Source organism: Bacteroides sp. 43_46 (genome assembly GCF_001915455.1).
Taxonomy (GTDB): domain Bacteria; phylum Bacteroidota; class Bacteroidia; order Bacteroidales; family Bacteroidaceae; genus Bacteroides; species Bacteroides caccae.
Genome location: NZ_MNQN01000127.1, coordinates 95,399 through 113,785, shown reverse-complemented (window position 1 = coordinate 113,785; position 18,387 = coordinate 95,399). Strand labels below are relative to the sequence as shown.

The following is an 18,387-nucleotide window of genomic DNA, read 5'->3' as shown; positions in this document are numbered from 1 at the left end:
TTCATTGAAATTCATTTTTTCACTCGTCCCGGTGTCCTACATTTGCACCGGAAACAAAAAAATGACGCTATATGAATTTCAAAGAAAAACTGTCGCCTTCGGCTCAAAAAAAACTTTCTGATTTACTTTTTATCTTCTATGCGGGAGGTGCGGCGCTGTTGTCTTACTCACTGGTGTATGCGCTTCGCAAGCCATTCACCGCTGCTACATTCGACGGCATGGAACTGTTTGGCATGGATTATAAAGTGGCAACAAGCATCATTCAGATATTCGGGTACATGGTATCCAAGTTTATCGGAATCAAACTTATTTCTGAACTGAAGAGAGAGGGCCGCCTGAAATTCATTCTTGTCTCCATTGGGGTTGCCGAGCTCTCTTTAGTTCTTTTCGGATGTCTGCCTCGTCCGTTCAATGTGCTGGCGTTGTTCTTCAACGGGCTGTCGTTGGGTTGTATGTGGGGCGTTATCTTCAGCTTCCTCGAAGGCCGGCGGGTGACGGACTTACTCGCTTCCCTTTTCGGGCTGAGTATTGCGGTGAGTAGTGGTACGGCAAAGTCGATCGGGCTTTTCGTAGTCGATATCTTGAATGTCAGCGAGTTTTGGATGCCTGCGTTGATTGGTGCGGTAGCGCTGCCTCTGTTGGCGGGGTTGGGATACATTCTCGACCACCTACCCAAGCCGACTGCCGAAGATAAAGCGTTGCGTGTGGAGCGTGTCACGTTGGACAGACAACAACGTTGGGAACTTTTCCGCAACTTTGCCCCTGTGCTGACGTTACTTTTCTTTGCCAATCTCTTTCTCACTGTCCTGCAAGATGTCAAGGAAGACTTTCTTGTGAAGATTATAGATGTGAATGCCGCCGGTCTTTCCTCTTGGGTATTTGCCAAAGTAGACGGTGTTGTGACGTTGATTATTCTGGCTGTTTTTGCCACTCTTGCATTAGTGAAAAGTCATATCAAAGTTCTTTCGACCTTGCTGACGCTGGTCATTGCAGGTGCGGTAACTCTCAGTTTCGTCGCTTTCAATTACGATAGCTTGCAACTTTCTCCGTTGGTGTGGTTGTTTATTCAGAGCCTTTGCCTCTACTTTTCCTATCTTAGTTTTCAGACAATTTTCTTCGACCGTTTTATAGCCTGTTTCCGGATTAGGGGAAATGTGGGTTTCTTCATCGCAATGGTTGATTCTATCGGCTATACGGGAACGGTATTGGTGTTGGTATTTAAAGAATGTTTCAATCCGAATCTGGACTGGCTCGAATTTTACAATACAATGGCGGGCACGGTGGGAATCGTTTGCTGTACGGCGTTTACAGTTTCCTTGTTCTACCTGATGCAGCGCTACCGGAAAGGCAAGCGGAAGGAAATACGTGAAAAGGCAACTTCTTGTCCGCTTCCTTCCCTTGCATCTTCTTATTGAAAAGATAAATCATAAATAAATTAATTATATATAGGAAACAAGAATGAAAAAGATTAAATGTGTAATTATGGATTGGGCCGGTACAGCCGTCGATTACGGATGTTTTGCCCCGGTGGCAGCTTTTATCGAAGCATTTGCCGAAAAAGGACTGATTATAGATGTGGCGCAGACCCGCAAACCAATGGGGTTACCAAAGATTCAGCATATTCGCGAGTTGCTGTCGATGCCCGAGGTGAATGAACAGTTTGCTACGCGTTATCAGCGTGCCTGGACGGAGGAAGATGTGGTGGAATTGAACCGTCTTTTTGAAAAACATCTGTTTGCCTCGCTCGAAAATTACACAGACCCTATTCCGGGCGTGATTCCGACACTGGAGAAACTGCGTGCCGAAGGTCTGAAAATCGGCTCTACTACCGGATATACCCGCGAAATGATGAATGTTGTTCTTCCTGCTGCGCAGGCAAAAGGGTATCGGGTGGATTACTGTGCTACTCCGAACTTACTTCCCGCCGGACGTCCGGCTCCTTACATGATTTTTGAAAACCTGATAAAGCTGGGTGTCGACAGTCTTGATGCCGTAGTAAAAGTTGGGGACACGATTGCCGACATCAAAGAGGGAGTCAACGCAAAGGTTTGCAGTGTGGGAGTTGTTCTCGGAAGTAACGAAATGGCTCTCACCGAGGCCGAAACAAAGGCCATGCCGGCTGCCGAACTTGAAGCTCGCATCGCTGATGTGAAGGAACGTATGTTTGCTGCAGGTGCCTCTTATGTGATTCTTTCCATGGAGGAACTGCCTGCATTGATCGAAAGAATGAACGCTGACAGATGATAAGCGGAACGGTAACCGCTTCTGTACTTTTTATAACAATATATCGCAAAGAAACTTTATTCCAGCACTGTGCTGGTAAAAAAATGTATCATTATGAAACCATATTTATTATTAACTCCCGGTCCTCTGACCACGTCTGAAACAGTAAAAGAAACCATGATGACTGACTGGTGTACATGGGACGAAGATTATAACCTCGGCATTGTTCAGGAATTGCGCAAAGATCTGGTGAGCATTGCCACAAAGAATATTGAAGATTATACTTCTGTACTTTTGCAGGGAAGCGGGACCTATTGCGTGGAAGCTGTACTTGGCGCCACTATCACTCCGAAAGACAAACTTCTGATTTGCAGCAACGGCGCTTACGGAGACCGCATGGGTAATATTGCCGAATATTATCACCTCGATTATGATATGCTTGCTTTTGAAGAAACAGAGCAGGTATCTGTGGAATATGTAGACGACTATTTGAGCAATAATTCCGATGTCACTCATGTGGCTTTTGTACATTGTGAAACGACTACGGGAATTTTGAACCCTATCAAAGAGTTGTCCCACATTGTCAAAATGCATGGCAAGAAACTGATTGTTGACTGCATGAGCAGCTTCGGAGGAATTCCGTTGGATGTAAATGAATTAGGAATTGACTTTCTTATCAGCAGTTCCAACAAATGTATTCAAGGCGTACCCGGATTCGGGTTTATCATTGCCCGCCGTTCGGAATTGATGCGTTGCAAGGGGGTGGCCCGCTCTCTTTCTCTGGACATCTACGACCAATGGGAAACTATGGAAAAAGGGCATGGAAAATGGCGCTTCACTTCTCCTACTCATGTAGTCCGCGCTTTCAAACAGGCGTTGGCCGAACTTCTCGAAGAAGGAGGGGTAGAAGCACGTTACCAGCGTTATTGCGAAAATCATCGTATATTAGTAGAAGGGATGCGTTCTCTCGGTTTCCAAACTTTGCTCGACGACGCTATTCAGTCACCGATTATCACTTCTTTCCTTTACCCGCATAAGGATTTTGACTTTAAGGCTTTCTATCTGGCACTGAAAAGCAAAGGGTTCGTCATCTATCCGGGCAAAATCTCAAAAGCCGACACTTTCCGTATCGGAAACATCGGTGACGTATATCCGGAGGATTTCCGCCGGCTGGTAGAGGTGATTCGTGAAACGGAATATTGATTTTTTTACTGCGAGGCCGGTAGAAGGTCAGTAGTAGCCCACCTATCGTGCCGGCCTCAATTTATGAATTGTTTTTTAATGTAGAAGGTTGCGAAAGTCTCAAACTACTAACGATTGCCGCTACCACTGCAAATATGCTTCCTACTATCAGGCAGACCGCCGTGCTTTTACTTGGAATAACGAAACTGAAAAGTAATGCGACGAGCGTAGTTCCCGATGTCTGTCCCAACAGGCGTGCCATACCCAGCATTCCGCTTGCTCCTCCCGAACGTTTCGTCGGAGCAGAAGAAATAATTGTACTGTTGTTCGGTGTCTGAAAAAGCCCGAAACCTGCACCACATAGCATCAGCCGTAGGATTAAGCTGATATCGGAGGACTCGGCAGTCAGGCCGGATAGGGAGAAAAGCCCCACGGCAAACAGTACCATACCGACGCTTCCTAATATTCCCGGATGAATCCGTTCCACCAGGTATCCCGCCAAAGGAGCAGTGACGAGGGTCGCCAACGGCCACGGGGTTAGCAGGAGTCCTGTCATAACTTCACTGTGTCCCAAGGTGTTTTGCAGGAAAAAGGGTAAAGAAACCATTGCCGACATTTGCGCGATAAACGAACAAATGGAGGTCAGGATAGACAGTCGGAAAATAGGGATACGTAATAGGTCCAAGGGTAGTAACGGAGTGGCTTGGCTGAGTTGACGGCGCACGTAATAAGTACCCACCACCACGAGAACAATTAATTGGATGAAAAGAAAATCCATTTTTTCGTGATGTGCGAATCCGTCCAGCGTGTAAATCAGTAATCCGAAAGTAATAGCATTGGCTATGGCACTGATCGTATCGAACTTTCGTTTCGTGCGTTCTTCTTGTCTCGGTAAATGCTTCATACCCAGCACTAATGCCGTAATTCCCAAGGGTACGTTGATCGCGAACAGCCAGTGCCAACTGGCAATGGAAAGAATCCCGCTGGCTACGGAAGGTCCTGCGGCGGCAGAGATCGCTACTACCATGGCATTAATTCCCATTCCGCGTCCGAGCTGGCTTTTCGGATAAATATATCGTAACTGCGCCGTGTTCACACTTGTAATAGCCGAAGCGCTGAATCCTTGAAAAATGCGGGCGATCGTCAATGTCCAGAATGAATCGGACAGGGCGCAAATCAGTGAAGTGATACAGAATAACCCAATCCCCGAAAGATATACTTTTCGATAACCGATAATCTCCCCCAAAGCGGAAAAAGACAACAGAGAAACAACGATTGCCAACTGGTAACCGTTGATAATCCAGGTAGTCACGGCGGGTGAAGTCCCGAAATCGTGCGAAAGGGTGGGGAGTACGATGTTAATAATGTTAACGTCCAATACTGACATACAAAGAGCGAATCCGACGGATATTACCGCCCAGATACGTTTGGGCATTGGTAGTCCGTCGGTTTCGTCCGTTGGAGCAGGCTTTACTGATTGTATCATAAAAACTTATTCTTGTAGAATTTTCTTTTTTCTGTAAAAGTAAACAAAACAGCGCTTTACGTGTTTTCGTTTTCTTAAAAAAATAAGTTTTTTTAGTGCAGCCGGTGGTGCTGTCCGGGATGCCGGGGAGACTTTGTCTTTAGTGCCGGCAACCGTCTGTTTTTATGGTTGAAAACGGTCTGATAATTTTAGGATTCGTTGATTACTACTTCCACGAAATTCCAGATAAGGAGAGAAAAGATCCTGTTCGAAACGTCCGTCTACCAATACGTTTATATAAGGAAGAACCGCATTCAGTCGGGGTTGTTCCCGGATTTCTTCATACGTATATCCTGTGTAACACCATATATTCATTCCTGTTTCCTCTTTCACTCTTTTGACAAGCGCCAGAAATTCTTCCGGGTAGAACAAGGGATCCCCCCCGGAGAAAGTGACTCCATCCAGTAAAGGATTCGCTTTGATTTCCCGGATAATCGATTGTATCTTTTCTTCCGTAAGTTCTTCACCTGCGTTCGGATTCCAACTTTCCGGGTTATGACAACCGGGACAGTGATGGGAACATCCGGCAAGATAAATGGAATACCGTATCCCTTCACCGTCAACGATTGTTTCCGGATAAGTTCCTAACAAGCGGAGAGTTGAAAGTTGAGAGTCAAGAGTTGTCATTGTAAATTAGGATATGAAAATATAAGTAAAGTTCTCAACTCTCAATTTTTACAAGTGTTTTACGCGGTCTTTTTCTTCCGCCCGTTTAGCGGAGTTCCACGAACTTAAGTCACCTGTCAGGTAGCCGGTGATGCGGCGCATCCGGAGAATACTTTCACTCTGGCATACGGGGCATTTGTCGAAAATCACCCCTTTGTAGCCGCAGTTATGGCAGGTGTCTACCGGATGATTGATAGAGCCGTAACCGATACCCTCGTCGTGCATCACCTTTACTATTTTGGCAATGGCACGTACATTTTTCTGTGCTTCTCCGTCCAGTTCCACATATGTGATGTGTCCGCCACGGGTAATAGCGTGGAAAGGAGCTTCGCATTTGATTTTTTCAACAATACTGATAGGCTCTTTCACGTCTACGTGGAATGAGTTGACATAATAGTCCCTGTCCGTTACTCCCGGAATTTTACCGAATTTCCGGCGGTCCATTTTGGTGAAACGTCCGGAAAGACCTTCGGCGGGAGTAGCCAGTACAGAATAGTTCAGGTTATATTTCGCTTTATATTCATCCGCTACCTTGTTCATTTCCGTTACGGCCTCGTACAATGTGTCCCATGCCTTTTGGCTATGCCCGTGGCCTTCTCCGTAGAGAGCAACCATTGCGTTGTGCCCGCCGATGAATCCGATTCCCAGCGTACCGCTACGCAGCACGTCACCTACCTGTTCGTTTGGGTTCAGTGTGCCGCCGCCTTTCCATACATCATTTCCCATCATAAAGGGGAACTGGCGTGCAAGGGCTGTACGCTGATATTGATAACGTTCGTAAAGCTGGTCGGCCACTAAAGTAGCCGTGTTACGTACCGATTCCATGAAAATCTCCTTCGCTTTCTGTTCGATAGCGTCTTTGTTGCGTTCGTCCTCTATCAGATTTTCAGCTTTGATACGAGCTTCGATAGCCAGTCGGGGCATATTTAGTGTTGTGAATGAAAGGTTGCCGCGTCCTAAAGACGATTTCTCTCCGGCTACGTTTTCAAACACACGAGTGCGGCAACCCATTGTTGCCAGCTCGTAAATATAACGTTTCGGGTCGTCTGCTTTCCATTTTTCGTTCTTGTTGAAAGGAGTATCGAGGAACATGAAATTTGGAAAAAGAGCTTTCGATGTCGTCTGGCAGGCTTTCAGCAGCAGGTCGAAATTAGGAGCTTCGTAAGTTGCTTTCATGGCCTCTTCGATGCTTTCCATTTTCATAGCCTTCTCATAGTCCTTTTCCGAATAAGAAACTCCGTCTTTCACTTTGAAGATCTGAATCGGGAATACGGGTACTTCACCACGGGTTCCCAACCCTTCAATCGTGGCCTTCAGTAGCTCCTCAATCACCATGCGGCCTTCAGCGGAAGTATCCGTGCCGTAGTTGATAGAGCTGAATACCACCTGGTTACCACCACGAGAATGCATCGTGTTCAGGTTGTGTATAAATCCTTCCATTGCCTGATGCGTATCTTTCCGTGTCTGTTGGTATGCCTTCTCTATGATGCGTGCCAAGTGCTCTTTGTCAATATTGATTTGCAGGGCTATCAGGGCGATGCGTAACGTTTCCCGTTCCCGTTCACCGGATTGGATAGACGGCAGATATTCTTTAATCAGTGTGCGGATCGCTTTTTCATCGGCCTGTATACCGTTTTCCATGGCCACATAGAAATTGATGAAAGAAGATAAATGCTTGCGGAATGACTTGGCCACACCCTTTGCCATGAAAAAGTCGAAGGCGGGAATTGCCTGTCCGCCGTGCTGCTCGTTCTGGTTTGTCTGGAAGATGATCGTAGCCAGAGTTGCATAACTTTGAATGCTTTGTGGGGTGCGGATACTGCCGTTTTTGGTACGGAAACCGCGTTCGAACAAATCATCCATGTCATATTGGATACAAGTCGTCGTTTTTGTCGGATAATAATCCAAGTCATGAATATGAATGTCTCCCAGTTGGTGAGCTTCGGCAAAACGCTTCGGCAACAGGTATTTATAAGTATAATCTTTGGTTACTTCCGATGCAAACGTCATCATCTGTCCGGCAGGTGTATGGCTGCTCATATTGGCGTTGCTTAGGTTTACATCGTTCTTGTCGATAGCGACAATACCATCCATGACGTGCTTCATCTGGGTTTTCTTGTCTCGTTCCGTATTCCGCCATTCACGGTAGATGATGTACTTTTTGGCGACCTCCGGCCGTACCTTCATCAATGCTTTTTCTACTAAGTCCTGGATTTCCTCTACGGTAATCGTAGGGGTGGCAAACTGGCTGATTACATTCATCGTGATATCAGCAATTAATTGCTGTTCATCCTGAATGCCTGTCGCACTGAATGCCTTGCTGATTGCATTCTTAATCTTGCTGATAGAGAAATCTTCTCTTTTACCATCACGTTTGATGATACAAATTTCCGCGTAGTTCATAACTTTAACTCCCGAAAGTGTTAGACATTAATAATATGGTTGATTTGTTCCGGCAGGTCTTCTGACTTATCTCTCCCTCGCAACGCCTTCCCACATCAGCCGATGCAGTGACATAGTGTGCGGATTCACAGAGAATTACAGCAGCGGGTACTGTCGCCGATTTGCACAGCGTTCCCTCATTGACTAAACCTCTTTTTAGTTCCGAAACCGGATACAAAGATAAGTGATAATCTAATATCCCGGTTACCTTTTAACATTAAATTTCGGGAAACTTTTCTTTCTTGCTGATACAGAAACTTTTCCGTTTTGGAAAACTTTTTTCTGAATTTAACTCGTGAAGTGTTCTCTTTTTGCCTGTTTCTTTTCTCGAAACCGGACATGATTCGGTGTGTTTTCCTTTATTTGGGCTGCAAAGGTGCGAAATTATTTTCTTATGTTCCGTACAAAAATAAAAAATATCTTCTTTGTCTTATTCCGCCGTTATTATTTCTACATCATATCCGATGAACAGCTCGCTCTCAATCGCTCCGGTGATTGCCTTCACTTGTTCCTCCAAAGAAGAGTCAATGTAATGAAAACGAGTATCAGGGATAAAGTTGCCGTTTTCGGTAAGAACCGGTCCATCTTTCGCCATGGTCGCAATTTCGCATGCTATACGTTCTTTCGCTTCCCGGTTGATAATTGAATCCGACCATTGCAGATTCTTTATCAGATGATTTTTTCCGGTTCATGATCTTACATTCTCGATGATTTTAAATATGTATAACAACCGGATGAGGATGTTTGGTTCAATCTTGCTTTTTGATAATCGAATAACTGTCTTCTGCCTTTTTAGTTAATTTTTAAATTTAATTCCGTTAATTGTTAACGGTTGCCTGTATTCTATTAAACCATGTTATAAGATGCCCTGCTTTGCCTTGAAAATTTGGAGATATGCAGAAAGTCCGTATCTTTGCAATGTGTTTTTCATAGTATTAGATTTAAGGTTAACAAAAAAGATTGGCTGTCTGGGATAGATAGCCTTTTTTTTGTCTGTATGTCTACAATCGTTATGTCTCCCTCTATAATATCAGCCAGATAGCTATGATGTGCCCGATACTTCCTCCCAAGCAGAACAGATGAAAGGTGGCGTGCATATAAGGCTTGCGCAATGAATAGAATACGGCACCTGTAATATAAGATACGCCTCCTCCTATCAGCCACCAGAAAGCCGGGGTGGCATTCAGCAATGCCAGATGATCCATTAAAGGCTTCATAGCGACCAAAATACTGGCTCCCATGGCCACATAACAGCACGTTTCCAGATTACTGTGTTCTTTCAGCTTTTTGAAACTCAAAATGAAACCGGCGATAGCCGACAGCCAGACGAAGGCGAAAATACCCCACCCCCAACCGCCTGCCTGACGCAAAACGAGTAATGTGAAGGGTGTGTATGTGCCCGCTATGTGAAGATAAATGGCTCCGTGGTCGAATTTGCGGAGTAGCTCTTTCGTTTTGCCCGGACGCGTACCGTGATACCACGTAGAACTGATATAGGATGAAAGCATTCCTGTCAAATAAACAGAAATACAAGCCACTGCCCATTGCGGTTCGGCATTTTCGGTTGCTTTCACTAGCAGGAAGTAACCTGCGATAACTCCAAGCAGTATGCCTGCTCCGTGACTGAGCGTGTTTGCCCATTCTTCTCCGTTGCTGTATCTTTTATTTTTCAATGTTTCTTACGTACTTTGTTGAAGTTACAAAGATACTTTATTTTCTGTAAGTAGTCATCTTATTCTTTTTTTAATATGATTTTTCCATTGTACTGTTCCGCCACTTGTTTACGGAAATCGAGGAAAGCGGTATATTCGCCGGGCTTGTATACCCCTTTACGCATAAACAGTTGATGAACAATATATATCTTATTGTCTTTTGTATAGATACTGGAATGAAAGTTCCCGAATTTACTTTTTAGATCGATTGGTTTGGGAAGTCCTTCCACGATATATCCGTCAGGTAGTTTGATGCAGATACTATCAGTGTCCGAATACCCGTAGTTAATATGGATAGGATATTTCCGGCTGATGGCACGAGGTACACTGAATCCTTTTTTAAATATGTTAGTCGGGATGAACAGCCGGTTTCCTGTTTTGTAACCGTATTGCTGGCTGCTTGCCGTATAACTGAAAGTGATAGATGGATTCGCTTCCTTACATTCTTTGATTTGCAGGCGAAGGATGTCGGCTTGCGAGAGGTTGAGGGTCGAACGGATGTGGTCTTTCTGTTTGTTAGGTTCCAAATAAACGATTCCTGCCTCATTTTCGTACTGGAATAATCGGGATATTTCGTTCACTTCTATTTGTGTTTCTGCCGTAGGCGATAGGGTGATAGTAGCTATGATGTGCTGTGTGTTCAATGAATCGGGATACGTGGGCAGACGATGTATGCTGCCACCGGCGGGTTCGATAAGCAATGCGTCATGTCCGGCAATGCCTTGGTGGATATAGCCGAAGGGAAGCGATGGATCGGTACATTCCAGCCACAGAGTGTCCTTGGGGAGAGGTACTTGCAGAATGACGTGATTCATCTGGTTGGCGCTGGAGAAATCAGGCAACAGGCGTTCGTTGGTAGTGCTTATCACCGTATAAGTAGAAGGTATGCCTATTTCTTTCAGCATGGCACGGGTGTAATTGGAAAGTCCTTTACAATCGCCAAATCCGGTGCGGCAGACATCGGATGCTGCGATAGGCTGCAATCCTCCGATACCTAGCTGTATACTGACGTAGCGGGTAGTTTTTGCCAGATAGTCATAAATTGCCTTTACTTTTTCGCGGTCGGTAGAGCAGTGAGCAGTCAGTCCGTGTAACTTGTTGCGGAAAGGTTCGGTGAGTTCGTCGCGTCCGTCGAGTAGTTTGTATTGCCATTCTCCGTATTTTTGCCAAGTACTCATGTCCCCTTCCGATTTGTCATATTTGAAAGCGGAAGGAGCGAAATAAATCCGTGGAAACAATTTTGCGAAATCGGGACCGAACGGTTCTTTCTGTATCGGCAGCAGTTTCGAAGCGGTGACTTCAATCACTTGCTGCCCGTCCGTACCGGTCGACTTTGTCACTTGGATATTTTTTCCTCCAGTGTTTAGCTCGCGGTACCTGCATTCTTGTCCGGCAGGCAATTCGATCCGGTATGTCGCTTGTTCCACTCCTTGCTGAAAGTCTGTTTGCGGAAGGAAGGACTGGTAGCCGATAAGCCCGTTATTACATTTTATTTCCCATTCATATTTTACGGTGAAGGGGAAAGAGGGGAAGTTACATTCGTAATAATAGGCATAGTCATCTGTGCTTAACGAGGAACTATATTCGCTCTTTTGCAGTTCCGATTTTTTTATCTTTCGGACGCTTTGACCGGATGCGTTAAGTATTTCTCCCGAGAACTTCTGTAAGGAACGGAACATATCGCATTCACAGACGAAGTGTGCAGCATTCAGTCCTTTACGGTTAAGAATGAGAATTGTGCGGCTTTCTTTTTCGATAGATTGCGTCATTGATTTGCAGAGGACTTCCGTCCGCGAATCCGTTATAATAGAAGTGGCGTCTTTTGAAAGGTCTTGTGCCTGTACAGACATGATAGAACCGGGGTAGAGACCGAATAATAATCCGATGATTTTCATTGCTGATTTTTTCATTATCAGAATATTGAATGATTTTTCTTATATTTTTTTGAGTACTATCAACGTGTGATTCTTCTCAATGATTTTTGTCCACATATCTTGCAGTTGTTTATAATGTTCAGGAAGGAATATATATTCTTTGAGGTGGAATCTGTAGCTGACCAGGATCGTATTCCCTTGTTTTTGAACCATATATCTGCATTGCAGATGATCCCCCTCTGCTCGGATAAATTGCGATTGGGGTAGTTCTTCCACTTCATAGCCTTCGGGAAGGGCCAATTTGCATAATAATGTGAATTTATACGGATATGGAAATTCGACAGGAAGCACTCGGTCGGTCTGAATAAATGGATTGGTCTCCAGTTGTGGGAAAAGCATCGGATTGATGTAGAGGTGATCACCTACCTGTTCGGTTTGTATGGTGAAGTCGAGTTCCTCTTTTATCGTACCCGGATCGTTTTCCGTATGTTCCACTTTTAGGTTGGTGACGGTTAGCCTGTCTTTCGGGGTAATTTCGGTTGTCGGGTCTGGAACGATACTGTCTTGTTCTTGTTGTCTCTTTTTCTGGTATTCCACCGCTTCCTGTCCGTGCAAGACTGTACTGCGGTGTCCTTTAATTAGGTTACCTTCTAATTTAGCTTTAATGTTCATAAAGCTTGTGTTTTCTGTGAGCATCATTAAGTCTACCCATTTGTTCTCCTCCTTTTCTGTTGGCGAAAGTATGCGTGCTTGGTTAACAGACAAGTCGGGCGGCAGAATGTTAAGAGAAGGAATATCCATTGAACTGTCCAAAAAGACGTATTTTTCTTTGTCCGTATCGTAAACGGCGATAACGAAGGTATTAAGCTTTTGCAGAGACGGGAAATTATGAGGCAACATTCCTGCTGAACGGCGGCTTAAAACAACAGGGTAGGCTTTCAGCCCGAAGTCTTTAAGGATGCTGATTAGGATAAAATTCAGATCAGCATTGCTGCCGCTTCCTTTTTGAATTACTTTTTCGAGGTCTTTGCTATAAAGATTATATCTTCCGTTCCAAGCCAGTTTCTTTTTTAGCAGACGGAATGAGTGGATGATTCTTTCCTCAAAATTCATTTTGCTGGTAAAAATCTCTTTGGTCTCCGGGCGGAACGGGTTGATGAAAGAGAGGAACACGCCGAATTGTGTATTCTCCGGCTTAATCAGTTGTTTATCTACATCTTCCCATTTCTGGCTATATGGTTCGTATTCTTTGCCGGGGAAGTTGGTACCTTGTAGGTCAAAACTTATTTGTACTTTATAATCTTCCGGACACCAGCAATAGGGTTCGTCCTGACGGATAGCTGGGAGGTTCTGAGAAATGAATGTCGTTTCTTGTGCCAGGATAGTGAAATCTTTGTTGATTCCTGCCGTTCCACCTTCACGTGCCGTTGCGTGAAGGGCAGATTCTTTTTGTTTCATTTGTATGTAGTCTTTTCCCCGAAGTTCGATGTTGTAGATGAATACATTGGGAATTGTGATTTTGTATTGGTTGTATAGCATGGGCAGTTCTTCTTGCATCATCCAGTTATCTATGTGGATGAAGTAGTCGGAGTAGAGCTTGTAGTGATATTCGATAATAGTCCCCTCCTTGACAGCGGGTAGGGAGAATTTAAGAATTTTGTATCGATTGTCAATCCGTTCGAAAGATATGGATTCGCGTTTCATAGGTGTTTTTACACATTTCCCGTTTTCCATGTTATAAGAGCAACCTTCTACTTCGCTGGCCCTTTCTTCTCCTTCCTCTTTATCCGTAGGGGCATAAAACGGGACAGAAACATCGGCGTATGCCGTTCCCTGTGGCTTCAGGATTTTTATGCGTATCCAGTGTTCTGTTATCAGTTGAAAACCATCGTGGTAGGTAAAGTTGCTCTGCCCCTGGTGGAACAGATAGAGGGCTGTGGCAGTAGTATCCGGAGTATAAGTGGTGAACAAGAGTTCTTCTTTGGAGGGTTTACCGTATTTCAGACTGGGAGTGATTACTGTTGCGGCTTGTTGCGGGTAAATGGGTGACAAAAGCTGTAACAGGAGTGTAAATAGAATGAATAGCTTTTTCATAATCTTGTGCGTGTTTTTAGTATTCGGACAAAGATAAAAAAAATAGAGAAAGACTGTTAATCTTTCTCTATTTTTTTTATCTGTTATGCGGATCATGTTTTATACCAGATGTCCGATCCATTCTTCGCGGTCACCCGGAAGGAGGTCGATCACCGGAATTTCCACCATTGTGTAGCAACCCGGTTGCTGCTTCATGGAAGCACGTGCTACGCATACCAGTACTTGTGCAGTCAGTGCAGGGTTGTTGATGCGCATATTAAATTCAAATAGCTGATTCTGGGTTTTGCCCGATACGCCTTTGCGGGTGAGGTTTACTCCGTGTCCCATGTCGAGAAGGGCGTCCACGCTCGGAACCTGTTTCACGTGTGTTTCGTCATTCACGAAATAAGGATCTGCTTTGATAGCTGCGGATACTTCTTCAAATTTGTATCCGTCTTTCAGCTCGATATATACCATGCGACGGTGGATTCCCGTACCCGTAGGGATAGTCATAGACAGGGCGGCTTTCACTCCGTCAATGGCTTTCACGGCTACTGTATGTCCCATACTCATTCCCGGACCGAAGTTGGTATAAGTGATCCCTTTCGGAGCAATGGCTTCGAGCATAGTGCGTACGATAGAGTCGCTTCCCGGGTCCCAGCCTGCGGAGATGATAGATACGGCTTTGTGTTCTTTAGCCGTAGCATCCAGTGTGCGTCGTAAGTCAACGATACCGGTGTGGATGTCGAAGCTGTCTACGGTGTTGATTCCCATAGCCAGATATTCTTTTGCATATTTCTCAACGCTGCGGGTCGGAGTACAAAGGATGGCAACTTCTACGTCTTCCAACTCTTTTATATCCTTTACAACTGCATAATTTGCCAACTCTTCCGGTTTATTCTCGGCTCCTGCACGACGAACTACTCCGGCTATTTCGAAATCTGGTGCGGCTTGAAGCGCCTCAAGTACATAATGACCAATGTTGCCATAACCAACGATGGCAGCTCTTACTTTTTTCATCCTTTTATTGGTTTTAGTGAACAAATTTCTTTCTTTTGCTTGCAAAAATAAACATTTTACTAGTAGCTTTGGTTCGTTAGCTTAATTATTTTTAATTTTTTCACTAGTAATGAATATATTTGTTGCGAACGTCAAACTAGATGAACAGAAATAACGTAATTCTTTAATTAGTGTGCTATCATCTCATTGAAAAAACTCTGTGTCCTCTATGTCCTCTGTGGTGAAATTGTTTTATCTTTGTTCCCATTATGATAGAATATGTTAGAGGCGAGCTTGCCGAACTCAGTCCGGCAACCGCAGTGATAGACTGTAATGGGGTGGGGTATGCCGCCAATATATCTCTGAATACCTATTCGGCTATTCAGGGGAAGAAAACTTGTAAATTATTTATTTATGAAGCTATCCGTGAAGACGCTTACGTGCTTTACGGATTTGCCGACAAACAGGAACGGGAGATTTTTCTATTATTGATTTCTGTGTCGGGGATTGGAGGAAATACGGCACGAATGATTCTTTCTGCTCTTTCTCCATCAGAGTTGGTCAGTGTAATCAGTGCTGAAAACGCGAATCTCCTGAAGACGGTGAAAGGTATCGGGCTGAAAACTGCACAGCGTCTCATTGTCGAACTGAAAGATAAGATAAAGACGGTAGGAATGGCTGCCGTAGGCGGAACAACATCCGCCGGAATGTTGTTGCAGTCTGCCAATGCCGAAGTGCAGGAAGAAGCGGTGGCTGCGTTGACAATGTTGGGTTTTGCTGCCGCACCTTCGCAGAAGGTTGTTCTGGCTGTTTTAAAGGAAGAACCGGAAGCCCCGGTAGAAAAGGTGATTAAACTGGCTTTGAAGAGATTATGAAGCAACGGAAAATTTATATGAAAACATGGCTGGAGGCTCATCGTCGTGTAAAGGTGGTAGCTACGGACCAGTGGTATCTTGATTTTGTCAATGAATTACTGCCTTTGGTGGCAGAATCTAGTTTATACTGGGGGACTGCGGAGGAAGATCAACAGCAGGTTGCTTTAATACTAGCTTTGTATTTGGAAGACTGTGTGGCTGACGGGGGAAACTGGAGACAATTTATCCGTTGGCATCAGAAAAGTTACGGACGTTACCTTCCTTTTTATTCGTTGACGGACGAATATCTGCCTGACGAGATAAATCGTGAGGATGTCGCTTTTCTTTTGTGGGCTGTCAATTCTCCGGTAGGTGACTCTTTCGATGGAGTGGAAAATCCGTTGGATGAAGATTTGTTGAAGTTTGCGGATGTAATCTATAACCGTTTGGATGTTGTTTTTGAAGAGGCTCTTATCAGTGAGAATCTGGCTGTGGACTGGATAATGGAAACGGAATTGATGCAGAGAAAACGGGAGCCGTTGCCTACTGCCGTACCCGGTGAAAAGTTACCTACGAATGTCGAACGCTTTTTGGAGGCAAGCAAGGGAGAGGCATTAATGTTCTTTGATTCTTATGAGGCATTGAAAGTCTTTTTTGTGCAAGCACTGAAATGGGAGGACGAAGAGGATTCTCTTTTACCTGATTTGAAGGAGTTTGATAACTTTGTGTTATATGCCAATCCGAAAGGTCTGTTGATAGGGCCGGATGTTGCTTCTTATTTTGCAGATAAGCATAATCCGCTTTATAGTGCTGAAGAAGCGGAGGAGGAAGCGTACGAACTGTTTTGTGAAGAAGGCTTGTGTCCATTCGATTTGTTGAAATATGCTATGGAACATGACTTATTGCCGGAGGCCCAGTTCCCGTTTGAGAATGGAAAGGCTCTGCTTCACGAGAATTGGGATTTTGTGGCCCGTTGGTACTTGGGAGAGTATTACGAAGGGGAGTAAATTAGTAGAAATACCGAGAAGAGTATGGTAATCAAAAAAAGTAATAATCCCTTTGCCGGAAAGGCAAAACCCGGAGTCGGAAAGAAAAAAACTTCGGGAAAAAGAGTCGGGAAGTCGAAACAGGAAAAGGCTAATAATCAGTTGAACAGAAGGGTGAAATAAAATAATTCTAATATGAAAAACAAGTATCTTTTATCTTTATTATGGGTGATAGTAAGCGGATTTGGAGTCTTGATGGCACAAGAAATAGCTATCATTCCGCAACCGGCTCATTTGATCGTGAAAAATGAAAGTTTTAAATTCGGTAAGCAGCTCAAAGTCTGTATCGCTTCTTATCGGGGTGATAGCGTTACTCTTGTTTTCGATTCATTTAAAGATGATTTCCAAAAGGCTACGGGCATAAAAGTTACGTCTGTGCATAGTGAGGCTAAGGCTGGAATCGTTTTAAGTGTGAATCAAACGCTTGCACCGGAGGCTTATAAGTTGGATGTTTCGCCAAAACAGATTCGTATTGAAGCTGCGCGCCCTGCCGGGTTTTATTATGCACTTCAAACATTGAAGCAGTTAATCTCCCGTCATGTAATGGCAGGGGTGGCAGTAGGCGGCCGGCAGGAGTGGAGTATTCCGACCGTAGAAATAGAAGATGTTCCCCGTTTCGAATGGAGGGGCTTTATGCTGGACGAGGGCAGGCACTTTTTCGGAAAAGATGAGGTAAAACGGGTGATTGATATCATGTCTACTTATAAAATGAATCGTTTTCATTGGCATTTGACTGAAGATCAGGGCTGGAGAATAGAAATAAAGAAGTATCCCAAGTTGACGGAAGTAGGTGCTTGGCGGAATAGCAAAGTTTTGGCGTATGGCGATGTGAAAACGGACGGGCAGCGTTATGGAGGATTTTATACCCAGAATGACATCAAAGAAATTGTAGCTTACGCCAAAACTAAATTTGTGGAGATTATTCCTGAAATAGATATCCCCGGACATTCCCAGGCTGCTGTTGCCGCTTATCCGGAGTTTCTGGCTTGTGATCCTGAAAATATGCATGAGGTGTGGCTACGGCAAGGCATTTCGACGGATGTTATCAATGTAGCTAATCCTCAAGCCATGCAATTTGCCAGGGATGTAATTGATGAACTTATCGACCTGTTTCCATTCCGTTATATTCACTTGGGCGGTGATGAATGTCCTACTAATAAATGGCAGAAAAACGAAGAGTGTCAGTCCTTACTAAAAGAAATGGGCTCTACTAATTTTAGAGATTTACAGATTTATTTCTATAAACAACTAAAAGATTATATGGCCACGAAACCTGCCAACCAACAACGACGACTGGTGTTTTGGAATGAAGTACTCCACGGAAATACTGCGCTCCTAGGTAATGACATCACCATTATGGCATGGATAGGGGCTGATGCTGCGGCTCAAAATGCAGCAAAACAAGGTATGAGTACAATTTTAAGCCCACAAATTCCTTATTATATAAACAGGAGGCAATCTGATCTCCCTACGGAACCTATGTCGCAGGGACATGGTACCGAGACGGTGGAAGCCGTTTATAATTATCAGCCGATGAAGGGAGTGGAGGCGGACTTGCAACCTTATTATAGCGGTGTGCAGGCTAACTTTTGGACTGAATGGGTGGTTGATTCTTCTGTACTTGAATATCTGATGTTACCTCGTCTTGCGGCTGTTGCGGAAGCCGGATGGACTCCACAGGAGAAAAGGGATTATGTAAGTTTTAAGGAACGGATTCGTAAGGATGCCGTATTGTATGATCTCAAAGGGTGGAATTACGGCAAACATATAATGAAGTGATTTGCCTGGTAT

At 44.4% G+C, this 18,387-nt stretch carries 14 protein-coding genes, 1 pseudogene and 1 riboswitch; of the genes and pseudogenes, 7 read left to right on the top strand and 8 right to left on the bottom strand.

The window, feature by feature from the left end:
- Nucleotides 1-71: 71 nt before the first annotated feature.
- From BHV72_RS15815 to BHV72_RS15805, 3 genes are all read left to right on the top strand, one after another.
- On the top strand, nucleotides 72-1,415 hold the full coding sequence (locus tag BHV72_RS15815; RefSeq protein WP_122134013.1) for a DUF5690 family protein: 1,344 nt from the start codon (nucleotides 72-74) through the stop codon (nucleotides 1,413-1,415).
- 43 nt (nucleotides 1,416-1,458) lie between these two features.
- Nucleotides 1,459-2,244: a phosphonoacetaldehyde hydrolase gene (gene phnX / locus BHV72_RS15810; protein ID WP_286856618.1), complete on the top strand. Its 786-nt coding sequence runs from the start codon at nucleotides 1,459-1,461 to the stop codon at nucleotides 2,242-2,244.
- Nucleotides 2,245-2,337: 93 nt separating this feature from the next.
- Nucleotides 2,338-3,426 carry a 2-aminoethylphosphonate--pyruvate transaminase gene (locus BHV72_RS15805; RefSeq protein WP_055173526.1) on the top strand — a complete coding sequence of 363 codons (1,089 nt, stop codon included), beginning with the start codon at nucleotides 2,338-2,340 and terminating at the stop codon, nucleotides 3,424-3,426.
- Nucleotides 3,427-3,487: 61 nt separating this feature from the next.
- On the opposite strand, the gene BHV72_RS15800 is transcribed toward BHV72_RS15805, so the two are convergent.
- The 8 genes and pseudogenes from BHV72_RS15800 to BHV72_RS15765 all read right to left on the bottom strand — a co-directional run bounded on the left by BHV72_RS15800 (nucleotide 3,488) and on the right by BHV72_RS15765 (nucleotide 14,717).
- A complete protein-coding gene (locus BHV72_RS15800) occupies nucleotides 3,488-4,891 on the bottom strand; it encodes an MFS transporter (RefSeq protein WP_122134014.1) in 1,404 nt (467 codons plus the stop codon).
- A 162-nt stretch (nucleotides 4,892-5,053) separates the two neighbouring features.
- On the bottom strand, nucleotides 5,054-5,557 hold the full coding sequence (gene nrdG, locus BHV72_RS15795; RefSeq protein WP_005679596.1) for an anaerobic ribonucleoside-triphosphate reductase activating protein: 504 nt from the start codon (nucleotides 5,555-5,557) through the stop codon (nucleotides 5,054-5,056).
- A 48-nt stretch (nucleotides 5,558-5,605) separates the two neighbouring features.
- Nucleotides 5,606-7,999, bottom strand: coding sequence for an anaerobic ribonucleoside triphosphate reductase (locus BHV72_RS15790; RefSeq protein ID WP_005679595.1), 2,394 nt, complete (start codon nucleotides 7,997-7,999; stop codon nucleotides 5,606-5,608).
- Nucleotides 8,000-8,033: 34 nt separating this feature from the next.
- A riboswitch (cobalamin riboswitch) is annotated at nucleotides 8,034-8,220 on the bottom strand.
- Between the two features lie 248 nt (nucleotides 8,221-8,468).
- Nucleotides 8,469-8,684: pseudogene (locus BHV72_RS15785) on the bottom strand (ribose-5-phosphate isomerase A); the annotation flags it as partial.
- 376 nt (nucleotides 8,685-9,060) lie between these two features.
- A complete protein-coding gene (trhA, locus tag BHV72_RS15780; RefSeq protein WP_005682790.1) occupies nucleotides 9,061-9,711 on the bottom strand; it encodes a PAQR family membrane homeostasis protein TrhA in 651 nt (216 codons plus the stop codon).
- Nucleotides 9,712-9,770: 59 nt separating this feature from the next.
- Entirely contained in the window at nucleotides 9,771-11,645 is a 1,875-nt protein-coding gene (locus tag BHV72_RS15775; RefSeq protein WP_286856633.1) for a transglutaminase domain-containing protein, read from the bottom strand.
- 39 nt (nucleotides 11,646-11,684) lie between these two features.
- Nucleotides 11,685-13,718: a DUF3858 domain-containing protein gene (locus tag BHV72_RS15770; protein ID WP_005682792.1), complete on the bottom strand. Its 2,034-nt coding sequence runs from the start codon at nucleotides 13,716-13,718 to the stop codon at nucleotides 11,685-11,687.
- A gap of 99 nt (nucleotides 13,719-13,817) precedes the next feature.
- Complete coding sequence (locus BHV72_RS15765; RefSeq protein WP_005679550.1) at nucleotides 13,818-14,717, bottom strand: diaminopimelate dehydrogenase; 900 nt, start codon at nucleotides 14,715-14,717, stop codon at nucleotides 13,818-13,820.
- Between the two features lie 248 nt (nucleotides 14,718-14,965).
- On the opposite strand from BHV72_RS15765, the gene ruvA reads away from it, so the two are divergent.
- Genes ruvA through BHV72_RS15745 form a run of 4 tightly spaced genes read left to right on the top strand, consistent with a single transcriptional unit; the run spans nucleotide 14,966 to nucleotide 18,375 of the window.
- Nucleotides 14,966-15,571: a Holliday junction branch migration protein RuvA gene (gene ruvA, locus BHV72_RS15760; RefSeq protein ID WP_005679549.1), complete on the top strand. Its 606-nt coding sequence runs from the start codon at nucleotides 14,966-14,968 to the stop codon at nucleotides 15,569-15,571.
- Complete coding sequence (locus BHV72_RS15755) at nucleotides 15,568-16,557, top strand: DUF3843 family protein (protein WP_286856614.1); 990 nt, start codon at nucleotides 15,568-15,570, stop codon at nucleotides 16,555-16,557. Before ruvA ends, BHV72_RS15755 begins: the two co-directional genes overlap by 4 nt.
- Nucleotides 16,558-16,581: 24 nt before the next feature.
- Nucleotides 16,582-16,719 carry a hypothetical protein gene (locus BHV72_RS15750; protein ID WP_005682793.1) on the top strand — a complete coding sequence of 46 codons (138 nt, stop codon included), beginning with the start codon at nucleotides 16,582-16,584 and terminating at the stop codon, nucleotides 16,717-16,719.
- Between the two features lie 12 nt (nucleotides 16,720-16,731).
- The gene (locus BHV72_RS15745) at nucleotides 16,732-18,375 is read left to right on the top strand and encodes a beta-N-acetylhexosaminidase (protein ID WP_055173538.1); all 1,644 of its coding nucleotides are present in this window, start codon (nucleotides 16,732-16,734) and stop codon (nucleotides 18,373-18,375) included.
- The last annotated feature ends 12 nt before the right edge of the window (nucleotides 18,376-18,387 follow it).